Source organism: Maribacter flavus, assembly GCF_008386635.1.
GTDB lineage: Bacteria > Bacteroidota > Bacteroidia > Flavobacteriales > Flavobacteriaceae > Maribacter > Maribacter flavus.
The window spans coordinates 705,477-719,472 of record NZ_VUOE01000001.1; the positions used below are offsets into that span (position 1 = coordinate 705,477).

Annotated in this window: 11 protein-coding genes; 5 read left to right on the forward strand and 6 right to left on the reverse strand. The window is 41.2% G+C overall.

Annotated features, from left to right (window positions below; genetic code table 11):
* Positions 1-2: 2 nt before the first annotated feature.
* A complete protein-coding gene (locus F0361_RS03215) occupies positions 3-2,798 on the reverse strand; it encodes a 2-oxoglutarate dehydrogenase E1 component (RefSeq protein ID WP_154917194.1) in 2,796 nt (931 codons plus the stop codon).
* Between the two features lie 120 nt (positions 2,799-2,918).
* On the opposite strand from F0361_RS03215, the gene F0361_RS03220 reads away from it, so the two are divergent.
* Entirely contained in the window at positions 2,919-3,431 is a 513-nt protein-coding gene (locus F0361_RS03220; protein WP_154917195.1) for an alpha-ketoglutarate decarboxylase, read from the forward strand.
* A 2-nt stretch (positions 3,432-3,433) separates the two neighbouring features.
* Here F0361_RS03220 and F0361_RS03225 read toward each other — a convergent pair whose 3' ends face one another.
* The 4 genes from F0361_RS03225 to F0361_RS03240 form a co-directional block, all read right to left on the reverse strand.
* Positions 3,434-3,784 carry a hypothetical protein gene (locus tag F0361_RS03225; RefSeq protein WP_154917196.1) on the reverse strand — a complete coding sequence of 117 codons (351 nt, stop codon included), beginning with the start codon at positions 3,782-3,784 and terminating at the stop codon, positions 3,434-3,436.
* A gap of 17 nt (positions 3,785-3,801) precedes the next feature.
* Positions 3,802-5,082 carry a metal-dependent hydrolase family protein gene (locus F0361_RS03230; protein WP_154917197.1) on the reverse strand — a complete coding sequence of 427 codons (1,281 nt, stop codon included), beginning with the start codon at positions 5,080-5,082 and terminating at the stop codon, positions 3,802-3,804.
* A gap of 74 nt (positions 5,083-5,156) precedes the next feature.
* A complete protein-coding gene (galE, locus tag F0361_RS03235) occupies positions 5,157-6,173 on the reverse strand; it encodes a UDP-glucose 4-epimerase GalE (RefSeq protein ID WP_211361137.1) in 1,017 nt (338 codons plus the stop codon).
* Positions 6,174-6,214: 41 nt separating this feature from the next.
* Positions 6,215-7,369, reverse strand: coding sequence for a DegT/DnrJ/EryC1/StrS family aminotransferase (locus F0361_RS03240; RefSeq protein ID WP_154917199.1), 1,155 nt, complete (start codon positions 7,367-7,369; stop codon positions 6,215-6,217).
* Between the two features lie 91 nt (positions 7,370-7,460).
* On the opposite strand from F0361_RS03240, the gene F0361_RS03245 reads away from it, so the two are divergent.
* From F0361_RS03245 to F0361_RS03255, 4 genes are all read left to right on the forward strand, one after another.
* Positions 7,461-8,699, forward strand: a complete 1,239-nt coding sequence (locus F0361_RS03245; protein WP_154917200.1) for a 3-deoxy-D-manno-octulosonic acid transferase — start codon at positions 7,461-7,463, stop codon at positions 8,697-8,699.
* Between the two features lie 17 nt (positions 8,700-8,716).
* On the forward strand, positions 8,717-8,968 hold the full coding sequence (locus tag F0361_RS03250) for a hypothetical protein (protein ID WP_154917201.1): 252 nt from the start codon (positions 8,717-8,719) through the stop codon (positions 8,966-8,968).
* Positions 8,969-9,154: 186 nt separating this feature from the next.
* Entirely contained in the window at positions 9,155-9,325 is a 171-nt protein-coding gene (locus tag F0361_RS18650; RefSeq protein WP_161598196.1) for a hypothetical protein, read from the forward strand.
* 543 nt (positions 9,326-9,868) lie between these two features.
* Positions 9,869-11,752, forward strand: a complete 1,884-nt coding sequence (locus F0361_RS03255) for a helix-turn-helix domain-containing protein (RefSeq protein WP_154917202.1) — start codon at positions 9,869-9,871, stop codon at positions 11,750-11,752.
* A 481-nt stretch (positions 11,753-12,233) separates the two neighbouring features.
* Here the strand turns inward: F0361_RS03255 and F0361_RS03260 are convergent, their stop codons facing one another.
* Complete coding sequence (locus tag F0361_RS03260; RefSeq protein ID WP_154917203.1) at positions 12,234-13,988, reverse strand: RagB/SusD family nutrient uptake outer membrane protein; 1,755 nt, start codon at positions 13,986-13,988, stop codon at positions 12,234-12,236.
* Between the last annotated feature and the right edge of the window lie 8 nt (positions 13,989-13,996).

Here is a 13,996-nt window from a genome sequence, read left to right on the forward strand (position 1 = left end):
TGTTATTTTGGTTTGGACATATTATCCTTGGTCTTATCAAAGACATAGTCTATTACTTGCTGATGCCTGGCCTTGGACCTTACCGCACTACCGGCGGCCGGGGCGGCATAAAACCTTCTGGAGGCCACCCTAAATTTGCCCACATCGCTAAAATGCATCATCAAGTGGCTCCATGCGCCCATATTTCTTGGTTCTTCCTGAGCCCAAACTATATCGTCCGCATTTTTATATTTTGCGATAATGTCCTTCATCTGCTGGTCTGGCAGTGGAAACAATTGCTCCACACGGACCAAGGCCACATCATCCCGATTCAATGCCTCCTTAACGGCAAGAAGGTCGTAATAAAACTTACCGGTACAGAAAACCAAGCTTTTTACTTTCTTGACATCTGCCGTAGCATCGTCTATCACTTCCTTAAAACTACCATTCGCCAGCTCGTCCACCGTAGAAACTGCCTTTGGATGTCTCAACAAACTCTTTGGGGTAAAGATAATAAGCGGTTTTCTAAAATTCGCTTTCATTTGTCTCCTAAGGATATGGAACATTTGGGCCGGCGTGGTTACATCTGCGATATACATATTGTCCCTTGCACATAGTTGGAGGTATCTTTCCATACGGGCCGAAGAGTGTTCCGCGCCTTGACCTTCATAACCGTGTGGTAACAACATTACCAGACCATTTTGAAGCTTCCATTTATCCTCTGCCGCCGATATATATTGGTCGATCATAATCTGGGCCCCGTTACTGAAGTCCCCAAATTGGGCTTCCCAAATGGTCAAGGTATTGGGACTTGCCATGGCGTACCCATAATCGAAGCCTACCACACCATATTCTGATAGGAGCGAATTATATATTTGAAACCTTCCTTGTTCCTTTGAAATATTGTTCAGAAGCAACACTTCCTCCTCACTTTCCTCAACTTTCATGACCGCATGCCTGTGCGAAAAAGTTCCCCGCTCCACATCCTGACCGGACATACGGACCCCAAAACCTTCCTGCAGTAGGGTCCCGTAGGCCAATAGTTCTCCCATTGCCCAGTCCAAGGAGTCGTCCTCAAAGTACATTTTATGTCGGTCTTTCACCAACTTCTCCACCTTGCGTAAAAACTTTTTACCCTTTGGCAATTCGGTTATGACCTTGGCGATCTCGGTCAGTTTTTCCTTTTCAAAGGTGGTATCGATGGGGTCCATCATCTCCCACTCGCGCACATTCTCAAAACCTTTCCATTCATCGGCCATAAACGGCGTAATAATGGTCTTGTCCTCTTTCCTGGAATCTTCCAGTTTTACCTCCAAACTATCCTTATACTGTTTCTCAAGCTCAGCCACATAACCCTCGTTTATGACACCTTCCTTGATCAAACGTTCTGCATAAATATCCCGTGGATTCATATGCTTGGCGATGGCCTTGTATAGTTTGGGCTGGGTGAACCGAGGTTCGTCACCTTCGTTGTGGCCATATTTTCTATATCCCAAAAGATCCAAGAATACGTCCTGATCGAACTGCATCCTATATTCCAGGGCAAACAAAGCGGCATGGACTACGGCCTCCGCATCATCGGCATTGACGTGGAGTACAGGACTTAAAGTTACCTTACCAACATCGGTACAATAGGTGGAACTTCTTGCATCCAAATAGTTTGTGGTGAAACCAATTTGATTGTTTACTACTATATGTATGGTTCCTCCTGTCCTATAGCCGTCCAAATTGGCCATTTGGACCACTTCATAGACCAAGCCTTGGCCTGCAATGGCGGCATCGCCGTGCACCACAATAGGTAGCACTTTTGAAAAATCGTCCTGATAATGGGCATCCTGCTTCGCCCTGGCAATACCCTCAACTACTGCACCTACTGTTTCCAAATGCGATGGGTTTGGTGCGATGTTCATACGTATCTGGTTTCCGTTATCGGACATGCGGTCCGAAGTCCAGCCCAGATGGTATTTCACGTCCCCGTCAAATATTTCCTGCTCATAATCCTTTCCATCGAACTCGCTAAAAATATCCTTTGCGGATTTCCCGAAAATATTCGTTAGTACGTTCAATCTTCCCCTATGGGCCATTCCCATTACAAATTGTTTTACGCCCATTTCCGCGGCACGCTCCACTATGACATCCAACGCGGGAATCAAGGATTCGTTACCCTCCAGTGAAAATCGTTTCTGGCCTACGTACTTGGTATGCAAAAAGCCCTCAAAGGAAACGGCCTGATTCAATTTCTTTAGAATATGCTTTTTACGCTCCGGACTAAAATTGGGGTGGTTGTCGTTTACATTTATCCAATTCTGAATCCATTTGATCCGTTCCGGCTTTCTGATATACATATACTCCACACCTATGGAGTCACAATAGATACTGGTCAAATGGGCGATTATCTCGCGAAGCGTACTGGGCCCTATCCCAATGATATCGCCGGCATTGAAGACCGTATCCAAATCGGCCTCCGTAAGACCAAAGTTCACGATGTCCAATGTGGGCTCGTACTGCCTTCTTTCCCTAACGGGGTTCGTTTTTGTAAACAAATGCCCCCTGCTCCTGTAACCGTCTATCAACCTAATGACCTGAAACTCCTTTTGCAAGGATTCCGGCATTTCCACTTGGTTGCCGTTAATGGTAACGGTACTTCTGTTTTCTGGGTCGATATCCAATTCGTCCAACGAACTTTCAATACCGAAATCAAAGCCTTGAAAAAAGGCACGCCAGCTAGGTTCAATACTATCCGGATTGATCAAATACTTATCATATAACTCGGAAAAATAGGAGGTATGAACAGCATTCAAAAAGGAATATTTATCCATGAATTACTTTCTGTATCTTTAGAAGAAATTTGTACAAAAATACAACATTTACAATATCTAACGGAATGCTGATTGGTATTATTGGAAAATTTTAAGGTTTCAAACAAATTTTTAAAATCAATGGATAAAAAAATCCTTTTGACTTGTCTTTCAGTGTGCGCCCTGTCTTTTATTTATTCCCAAAATACCCAAATAACCAACAGTTTTTGGCGGGATGTTAGGTACGGGGGAAGTCTTGGACTTAACTTTTTTAGCGGTGGTTTCAATGCTTCCGTATCGCCTAGTGCTATTTATCCATTTAGCGACCGGTTTTCTGCCGGGACGAGTCTCAATTTCAACTATGCGAAATTCGACGATGACGAACTAATGGCCTATGGAGGCAGTCTTCTTTCCCTTTACAATCCCATTCCGGAAATACAGCTCTCCGCAGAATTGGAGCAATTGAGAATTAATAGAACCTTTGAAGCCTTTCCCAACACTATAAAGGATAATTATTGGTCCCCGGCATTATTTTTAGGAATTGGATACAGTACGTATAATGTAACGGTAGGATTAAGGTATAATCTCCTATTCGATGAGGATAGAAGTATTTATACCAATGCTTTATTGCCCTTCATTCGTGTGTTTTTTTAAGGTCAGTTTCCATAACGCCTTTTTGATCGTACCTTTTTCAATTCCCTTTCCAAAACAAAAAAAGATACTTGCTCCGCGACCTCTACGGCATCCATGGCATCTATTTGTCGAAGTGTATGTTCAGGGACATCGATGACATACAGCAGGTTTAGGTACTCATCAAAACGTTCCATGAGCAATACGTACAATTTTTCCTTTACCAGGAGGGACAGGTTTTGGGGAGAAATAGCATCTTCCAGTTTTAAATTGCAGTTCGCCAAGAGAAAATCCTTCTTTATTTGCTGTAACAAATCCAGATAAAGCCCTTCTTCCTGTGACCTTTGCAATAATTCCAATACCTTCTTTTCCCCCACCTTCTCCGTATAATTTCCTATTCAGATACCGATTTAAAGATCTCGCCCCCTTTCATTACAAAAACGACATCTTCCAAGGCGCCCACATTTTGCAAGGGATTTTCGTTGACCGCGACAATATCGGCTATAAAACCTTCCTTTATCTGTCCTAAAGTCTCCATGCCCAAAAGTTTGGCATTGGTAATCGTTGCCGCCTGCAAGGTCTCAAGAATGGGCATGCCAGCCCGATGCATGTATCCAAACTCCTTCCCATTATCCCCATGGGGCGATACACCCGCATCCGTACCAAAGGCAATGGGCACGCCTTTTTTATAGGCCCTGGCAAAGGTCTTCTCCGAGTAGGGGCCAATTTCCAAGGCTTTCTTGGCCACCACCGGCGGAAAGTATCCCGGTATCTTTGCCAACCGTGCCGCTTCCTGACCTGCCGAAATCGTTGGGACCAAATACGCATCGTATTGAATCATCAATTCCATGGTCTCTTCGGACATCAGCGTTCCATGCTCAATGGTCTTGATCCCTCCTTTTATGGCCCGCTGCATACCTTCATCACCATGGGCGTGTGCGGCGGTGAGCATTCCATAGTCCTTGGCCGTTTCCGTAATCGCCCGTACCTCCTCAACGGTGAACTGGGGGTTCTGCCCATTTTTGGCGACGCTCAGCACGCCCCCTGTTGCCGTTATCTTGATGACATCCGCGCCATTCTTATAGCGCTGGCGCACTGCCTTTCTACCATCTTCCGGGGAATTTACCACACCCTCCTTTGGACCCGGATCCCCCATAAGGTCATCCCGAGTACCGTTCGTGGGGTCTGCATGACCACCCGTAGTGGCAATGGACTTACCGGCCGTAAATATTCTAGGCCCAACAATGGTGCCCTTATTGATGGCATTTCTTAGCGCGATGTTCACGCCAGAACCACCCAAATCACGAACGGTGGTGAATCCCGCCATCAAAGTTTTCTTGGCATAGATGGTGGACTGGAAGGCAACATCGGCTTCGTTCTTGGTAAATCGCTCCAAGTATCGGGAAGGGCTGGATTCACTTTCAATATGCACGTGCATATCAATAAAACCGGGTAGGACGGTCTTTGATTTCAAATCCACTACCTGATCGGCATTAGTACCTGAAACAAAGCCATTTCGGATACTTTTTATCATTCCGTCGGAAACAACAATAGTCCTTTCTTCAAGCAGCTTGCCGGATGTAACATCCAAAATTTTTCCACATTGGAGGTAGGTGTCCTGGGCGCTCACCAGGCCTAGTACCGAAAACATAAAAAATACCAGTAGTTTTTTCATACGATACATATCTAAAATAAATAAGGGGAAATATAACCATATTTCCCCTTAGAACCGATTCCTTACTCAGGAAATCACTTTCTGATTTTTTGTTCCCAATCCCAGGCAGATTTCATGGCCTCGTCCAAAGTATATTGTGATTTCCACCCCAACACGGAATTGGCCTTGGTAGTATCGGCATAGGCCGTTGTGATATCACCCGGTCTTCTTCCTACGATCTTATAGCTCAATTTTTTGCCTGAAACTCGTTCAAAACTACCAATAACCTCTAAAACCGAACTTCCTTTTCCCGTACCTACATTAAAGACTTCATAATTAACGGTATTTTTCCCGGCCAACAAGCGTTCCAAGGCTACGACATGAGCCTTTGCCAAATCAACGACATATATATAATCTCGGATACAGGTTCCGTCCTCCGTGGGATAATCGTCCCCAAAAACTGAAAGTTCCTTTCTAAGTCCCACGCCCGTTTGGGTAATAAATGGCACCAGATTTTGTGGCACCCCAATGGGCAACTCCCCTATTTCGGCACTGGGATGTGCTCCCATGGGGTTGAAATAGCGCAACGCAATGGCATTTAAATTAGGGGTTACCTTGCAGGTATCCCTAATGATTTCCTCGCCCATTTGCTTTGTATTACCGTAAGGTGACTCCGCTTCCTTTACAGGGGCGTTTTCAGTAATGGGCATTGTATCCGCCTGCCCATAAACCGTACAAGATGAACTGAATATAAAACTGGCCTTTTTCTTTTTACTCAATTCCTTGAGAAGGTAGACCAAGGTGCCAATATTGTTTTCATAATACAACAGAGGTTTTTCAACGCTTTCGCCTACGGCTTTGGAAGCCGCAAAGTGGATAACTCCCTCCACATCTGGGTAACGTTGAAAGAAGTCCTCGACTTTCTCCCGTTCCTTTAAATCGAATTTCTCAAAGATTGGTTTTTTTCCTGATATTTTTTCTATACCCTGAAGCACTTTTTCATCGGCATTAGAGCAATCATCAATGATGATGACCTCAAATCCTTTTGCCTGAAGTTCCACAACCGTATGGGAACCAATAAATCCTAGACCTCCGGTTACTAGTATTTTCATAATTTTAGTTTACAAGTGCGAAAAGTACTTTTTGTTTTTGTTTAATCGTTCATAAACTCGATAACCTTCCCGGTAATAAAGGCGATTTGTTCATCATCCAATTCCGTATGCATCGGCAAGGATATGACCTCATTCACCAATTGGTTGGTCACTTTAAAATCGGCCTCGTCATATCTTGCATCCAAATATGCTTTTTGGCGATGTAAGGGAATAGGGTAATAGATTCCACAGGGAATATCGTTTTCCGCCAAAAACCTTACCAGACCATCACGCTTTCCATTGGTTATCCTTATTGTGTACTGATGGAACACATGGCAATCACAGGTTTCGCAAATACCCTCACAGGAATTGACCGTTTTTGGGAGTACAATATCCTTATGGCCTTTTAAAGCCGCATTATATTTCCTGGCGGCTGTTCTACGGGCATTGCAATACCCATTCAACTTTGGGAGCTTTGCCCGAAGCACAGCGGCCTGAATGGAATCCAGCCTGGAGTTTACCCCAATTACATCGTGATGATAACGCTCGTACATACCGTGGTTTACGATGCCCCTTAAGGTATGCGCCAAATCGTCATCATTGGTGAAAATGGCCCCACCATCCCCATAGCAGCCTAAATTCTTTGACGGAAAAAAGGAGGTTGCCCCTACGTGTCCAATGGTTCCTGCCATTTTCCTTGTTCCATCGGCCGACAAATATTTCGCTCCAATGGCTTGTGCGTTATCCTCGATTACGAACAAATTATGTTTTTCCGCCAAGGCCATGATGGCATCCAAATTGGCACATTGCCCAAAGAGATGCACGGGAACGATTGCCTTGGTTTTTGGAGTAATGGCCCTTTCAACGGCCTTTATGTCTATATTAAAGGTTTCGGGATCTACATCCACCAAGACCGGCGTAAGTTGCAACAGGGCAATCACCTCTACGGTAGCAGCGAAGGTAAAATCGGCCGTAATGACCTCATCCCCTGGTTTCAAGCCAAGTCCCATCATGGCTATTTGTAGGGCATCGGTTCCGTTCGCACAAGGAATGACATGCTTCACTCCCAAATACTCCTCCAGTTCCTTTTGAAACGCATGGACTTCCGGACCATTAATAAAGGAAGTGGATTCAAATATCTGGGAAATGGACGCATTGACCTGTTCCTTTATTTCCTGATACTGACCGCCAAGGTCTACCATTTGTATCTTTTTCATGTTGTGGTATTATATGAAGCAGGGCAAAAATACGAAACGTGCCACAATGATTTTCTGGAAAGAACCGTAATTTAGTCGCAAACAAATCAAATTGCGCCATCTCTACTCCTTTATAGTCGTACTAACTTGGCAAATCCTAAAATTGGTAGGATTTGTAAATCCAAAGATTTCAAAATTTGTAAATGGGCGTAAAGAGGTTGTGAAGTCGCTTAAAGTTCAATTCACCAAAAACGATAGAATTATCTGGTTACATGCGGCCTCCTTGGGGGAGTATGAACAGGGACTGCCTATTTTGGAAGAATTGAAAAAGGAAAAACCCCAGCACAAAATACTACTGACCTTTTTTTCGCCCTCTGGATACGAAGTGAAAAAGAACTCTTCTCCAGCGGACCTCACCACGTATTTGCCTTTGGACACTCCACGGAACGTGCGCTCATTTTTGGATGCCGCCAGACCGGAGATGGCCATTTTTATCAAATACGAAATTTGGCCCAATTATCTTTTTGCCCTGGAAAGTAGGGGAATCCCAATTCTCCTGATTTCTGCTAGGTTCAGTGCCGATAAAATCTATTTTAAAAACTACGGTAGATTCATGCGAAAGGCCCTTTACAGGTTTTCGCACATTTATGTACAAGACAAACTATCCTTGGAGCTACTTGAAGGAATTAACATAAAAAATGTGCGTATTGCGGGGGATACGCGTTTGGACCGTGTATCCAAAATCTTGAAAAGGGACAATACCTTGGAAATTATTGAGAATTTCTGCGGACAAAATAAATGCCTTGTTGCGGGCAGTACATGGCCCGATGATGAACGGATACTGACAAACTACATCAACCATGCACCAAAGGACCTAAAATTCATAATCGCGCCCCATACTATAAAAAAAGGCCCTATTAACCAGCTCTTTAAATCCATTCAAAAAAAGGCCGAACTATATTCCAGTATTTCACAAAAAACCAAAGATGACACGCAGGTATTGATTATAGATTCCATAGGTGTATTGACAAAAATTTATAGCTATGCAACAGTGGCCTTCGTGGGGGGTGGATTTGCCACTGGCCTTCACAATACCTTGGAACCTGCCGTTTTTGGGATTCCTGTAATTATCGGCCCTAATTATAAGGGTTTTTTGGAAGCAGAGGATTTGGTGAAACTGGGAGGTATACTTCCCATTAAGGATGAAAAAGGATTTAAAAGTGTTGCGGACAAATTGCTTCAGGATGCAATAACCTCCCAAAAAATAGGACAGATAAATTCACAATATATCTTAAATAATAAAGGGGCTAGCGTCCAAATCATGGAAGGAATCCGTACATATTTAAAGTAATCAAAGTCATAGAACAGATGAAATGCCCCAAAATCATCTATCCTTTACTCCTTCTCATCCCCTTTATTTTTAGCTCTTGTTGGGATTCCTTTGTGAATTCGAGGGATAACAAGAATAGGGAAGCCCCTCAGGAAATGGACTCTATAAGAATTGATTCCAGTTCTTTAAAAACCCGACCTCCTGAAAAACAAATCAAGCCCAAACGGAACAAAGCTTTGGACACATTAAAACCTGGAATTGCCATGATACATCTGCTTACCAAAGATTGAATTTTGAATTGAAGGCATGGCAGTGTTATAGTTTTTTAAAGAGCATTTTCCTCCCTTAATCGAATTAAGCCCCTGTTTTTCAGAAACTTTGTTTTAAAATCGGTATATTGAGAAGACTTTCAGAGTAAAGTAACTAAGAGATTATATTAAAACTAAATTTATACAACCGCCGTGAAGTTGGCTTGTATGAATCTCGATTATCGAGAAAAGAACGCTAATAAGAATATGGAACAGGAACTATCTTTTGGGGTGAAACTCCTCAATGGTTTTTTAAAATTTATGATTGCCTGCCTGATAGGAATTTTGGTGGCCATTCCAATAGCTCTAATTTTGGATTGGTTGGGCATTATCGATTAGTAATTACAGTAAATGTAAATTTGGGATGCGCACCGTGATGGGGCCCATCCTTTTTTGTTTATAACATCGGCGAAACGTTCGAGATTATCGACAAAAGGCCTAATTTTCAAGATGTCCAACTACAAAATTTATGTCTTACACAACGCTAAACCACTGTTAGACAACAACAAATACAATTAAAGATTTAATTATGCGTACTTTATTGTAAATAACTTTAAAGTAGGTAATGTTATGAACAATTTATCATTTAAAACTGGGGTTGACGCTTACTTGTCAATTCTGATTATTGCGATGAACGCTTTTTTGGCAGTAGTTGCAGTAGGATCCTTATTGGCCTTGTTTGGCCTAATTTAAACCGTTAAATCCTTCAATTATAGATTAAAATCTACAATCTCTAATTCACCCTCCTTATGGAGGGTTTTTTTATGTTCTTCTATTACATTATTCAGAGTACAAAGCCCTTGATCTCTCAATTATCTAACTTTTAAATAATTACAGAAAATCAAATGAGTTTAATAATATAGGGCAAAACAGAAATAGTATTTGACCAGTAAATTTAATATTTTAGAGTTCTCTAAGATAGATAATGACGGTTTGAACAGAAGCTCCAAAATATTCGTTATTGTTTTCATTACAATACACGCATCAGTATTTTCCCAAAAACAAAGAATAGACAGTATTACGGGGTATTTTACTCGAATTGAAAAATTGGTTTCCGAAACAAAAAATCAAAATAAATATAAGGAAATCAATACATTAACAGCGATGAAGGACAATGCTTTTGGCAAGGAAAAAGCCGATATCCTTCTTCAATTATGTCACCTCTATAAATACCGTAACATTGAAATCTCAAACAACTATAACCAAGAAGCACTGGCCGTATCAGAGCAATTGAATTATCAACATGGAATTTATAAGGCCAAATACAATATGGCCTATCTCATGTTTGTCCAAGGAAATTTCAATCGTTCCATGGAAGTCATCAATGGATTACAAAAAGTAATCAATTATAGCAGATATCCACAAACGTACGCTGAATTTGAAAACCTAAAAGCCGACATATATACCGAAAGAGGGGAATATGATAAGGCTTTGGAAACAGGACTGAAACTCTTAGATATAGCCGAAACTACCAAAAATAAATTCATCTTATCCAAAGCCCATGCAGCTTTGTCCCATTATTATCTCCGTTTGGAAAACTATCAAAAAGCTTTGGAGCACTGTTTGAAAGGACTAGATTATATTATTGAACAGAAGGACACCCACTACATTTTTCAAAAAGTAGATGAAATAGCAAGAATGTGCGCAAAACTCGGGAATAAAGAAGCTGCCCTAAAGGCTTACGACTTTTATTTAAAATTGGAAAAAAATCTCTACTCCCCAGGCAGTTATATTCAAAGCGTGGTCTACATGAACATGGCAGACATTTACCTTTCAACTGGGGAGTACGAACGATCTAAAAACTACCTGGAACAAGCAATAACTATGGTGAACGCCAACAACTATAGATTCAGACTACCTAGAGCACTGATGATACAGGCGGAGCTATTTCTTAAAACGAAGGATACAATCAGCGCCATTCTCACCTATGAAAAGAGTGTGGATGCTGCAGAAAACATAAATGCTTTCGATGTTATAAAATCCAATAGCTTGGTTCTAATGGATTTATATGATAAAGTAGGTGAACCGGATAAAGTAATTGAGAATAAGACAATGTATGATGCCATTCGAGACTCTTTATTCAACAATGAAAAGGAGCAACGCATCGTTATTTTAGAAGCTAGAAGGAAGATAAAGGAAGCTGGCTTAAAGCAGCAGGCATTGGAATTAGAGAACATGTCACAAAGAGCTGAATTAACCGCCATTATAACAGCTTTGGTCTTAATTCTGGTATTTGGTTTGTTCGTCGTTATCGTCTACGTTAAATTCAAGGAAAAAAACAAGGTAATTTACAGACGAACAATTGAAAATCTTGAGGCGCAATTAAGAACAGAAAATAAAAAGATTCCCACTAAACTTGCAGAGATAAAAAACGACGATAAAACTGTTACAACTATAGACGATAACATAAAAGAAATAATACTAAAAAGATTAAAAAAACTGGAAGAAGAGCTTTTCTTTATAGAATCTGATTGTAATCTACATCAATTGTCTGAAAAGCTCAAGACAAATCCCAAATACTTATCTCAAGTAATCAATATTGAAAAAGGCTCTAACTTCAACAATTACATAAATGAACTTAGGATTAATCATCTCCTAACAAAACTCTTACAGGACGAAGAATTTCGTAACAGAAAACTTAGTTATATAGCAGCCTCAGTAGGTTATAATAATCTTAACACCTTTAATTCAGCCTTTAAAAAGAGACAGGGCATATTACCGTCGTTTTTCATAAAACAGTTAAACGAAGAAACACAAAAAGGTTAAGACAATTTTAAAAAAGAAAAAGGTAGTACGGGAACCAGTACTACCTTTTTGAAATTAAAAAAACTAACTCTAACATTTTTGTAGCCCTAAACTACATATACAATTTACGTTAAAAACCAGTCACTTAACTTGAAAATAGAGGGCAATTCTGTAAAATTCATGAATTTTAGAAAGAGAAAAGAATTATTAAAGGAACGACCAAAATAATAGTCAATTGGCATAGCATAAAACGCTTTTCCTATGTATAAACGAGAGTTTTAAAGAATCATTCTTTAATGGTATCTTTCAGATAGAAACTTATTCTCTTTAATAGTCGATAAAATTGGATATCCGTTCCATGAAATATCCAGAAATCAATCAAACAGATAGTTAAGGACAATTTTAATACCTACGCTTATTAATACTGTAATCCAAAACTAGAAAAATGCCCGAGGAAATGTTTCTTCGGGCATTTTAAACAATTAACTTAAAAAAATACTTTCTAATATGCTGGATCTTGGGTCAATGTTGGCTGCCCATCCAATGCGGAACGATCTATAGCTTCCAAGGGTATTGGAAAGAACTCATGCTTTCCAGCGGTAAAAGAACGACCTTGCAGGTAGGCACGATGTTGTGACTCACTTGCAATGTAAGCGTTCAAAACCTCGGCTGAGACTCCCCATCGTTGAAGGTCAAAAAATCTATGACCCTCCATTGCGAACTCCAGTCTCGTCTCAAAACGTACTGCCTGTCGGGCCAAATCTTGATCGGTCCAAGGGTCGTCATAGGTTGCAATATCGTAATTGGCGGCCGGCGTACCTTCTTCAATGGTAAAATCGTTTCTTTCTACACCTTGAATGGCATTAGGTACGAAACCTTCCGGATTAGCAGCCCTACTCCTTATAGCATTTACCAATTCTCTCGCCCTCTCTAAGTTACCTAATTCAACTTCTGCTTCAGCTAGCCACAAATAAATCATGCTCAACCTCATGATGCGATAGTTATTGGCAGAAAGGTTTTGCCAGCCACCTTGACCGAATGCCTCGGGCTCCGCAACATGTTTCATGGAAAACCATGGGCCCGCATAGGAAAGATCACGTACAAAATCGGTTTGATAGATTTTAAAGCCTTTATAAAGAATCCCTGGCCTTCCAACAGTATGGTCGACTCTTGGGTCTAATGTAGTGGTCACTACTGAGGAACCATCGGCATTAGTATCTGGTGAAACATCTGTATCATCAAATGTTTCCAATAATGGCAAGCCATTCTCGGTTTGGTAGGCATTGACCAAGTTTTGTGATACTTGATAGAAACCGCAACAACCCCATGGGTCTGTATATGGGTGCGCCAGACCAATGCCCCTATTAGCAGCATCACCAGTAGCACTATTTATAGCATATTGAACTTCAAAGATAGATTCTGCATTGTTTCGTGTGGCCACCAAAAAGTTGTCTTCAAATTTATCCACCAACTGAAATGGCCCATTATCAATGATATCATCCAGAATTATTTTCGCTTCACCCAATTTAGCAGTGTTTGCAACACCATTGTCATCCCATCCCTGATACATTTTTGCTTTTGCCAAAAATGCCTTAGCAGCCCAACTAGTTGGCCTACCTACATCACCTTGTGTATCCGGCAATACGGCAGCAGCCGCTTCAAAATCGGCCTCAATTAATGGCCATATTTCACGATCATTAGGAATCTTGGTGCTTTCTAAATCGTTAAGGACGAAGTTTTCCTCACTGATGTAAACGGGCATACGCCACATTTTTCTTGCCTCAAAATGAAAGAGTCCCCTTAAAAACCTTGCTTCTGCAACAATTTGTGCTCTTCTTTCATCTGTTATTCCTTCTTCAACAAGTGCCAATGTATTGATTACATTATTGGCTCCAGCAACTCCTTTATAAAGTCCTCTCCATTTATCTCGAATATGCACATTGAAGGCTTGAAAATCGTAAGCCTCAATAAAGGACTGTTCCGGCTGGTCACCGGCGTCAGTACCTTTCAAAGCGTCATCTGAGGCAATGTTGAAAACCCAATTATGAATATCATTGTGCCAGGTCTGACCAGTAAGTCCACCGCCTGGAACCATTGTGTATGTAGCAATTAAAAGACCCTCAACCCCTTCTGGAGTCGCAACATCACCTTCACTGAACCGACCCTCCGGTTCCCTGTTCAAATAATCGTCACTACAGCCTGTCGCTATTACCAGGAAGGCTATGACGGCCCTAAGAATAAAATTTCTCTTTTTCATATTAATTA